The 454-nt window shown below is 68.1% G+C and carries 1 pseudogene; it reads right to left on the bottom strand.

The window, feature by feature from the left end:
- Window positions 1-369: pseudogene (locus tag NLX86_RS34300) on the bottom strand (IS200/IS605 family accessory protein TnpB-related protein); the annotation flags it as partial.
- Window positions 370-454 lie beyond the last annotated feature (85 nt).

Here is a 454-nt window from a genome sequence, read left to right as displayed (position 1 = left end):
GCTGCGGTATCCGCCCGGAGCACGCTTGGTGCCCTTCTCCCCGACAGGGAGGGACAGCCGGTGCCGGATCGTCTTGATACCGGCTTCAAGGTTGCGAATGTGCGCGGCCTGACAGCGGCGGGAGAGCGCCCACTGATCATGGCTGGCCTTCGTCAGAGCACCCGCCCAGCGCGACGAGGACATAGGAGTCAGCGCCCGTTTCCGGGCCGCCCACGTATCCGCGGAGTACTCCAGACCGTCCGCACACCGCTCCTTGAGATCCCGCGACGCCAGCATGCCAAGGTGCGCGCCGACCAGCCTCAACACCTTCTCATCCACCGACGTGAGGTTCCCCAGCCGGTCGCGTATCGCCGCCCCGGATGGGCCCATAGCGACGAACGACGCGGCGATCGGACGGAGTTCGGAGTCAGCCACGCTCGGCAGCCTCCAACGCCTTCCGGGCCCGACTCTTCGC

It is taken from the genome of Streptomyces sp. A3M-1-3 (genome assembly GCF_024213665.1).
Classification (GTDB): Bacteria; Actinomycetota; Actinomycetes; order Streptomycetales; family Streptomycetaceae; genus Streptomyces.
This window is presented reverse-complemented; position numbering and strand designations above follow the sequence as displayed.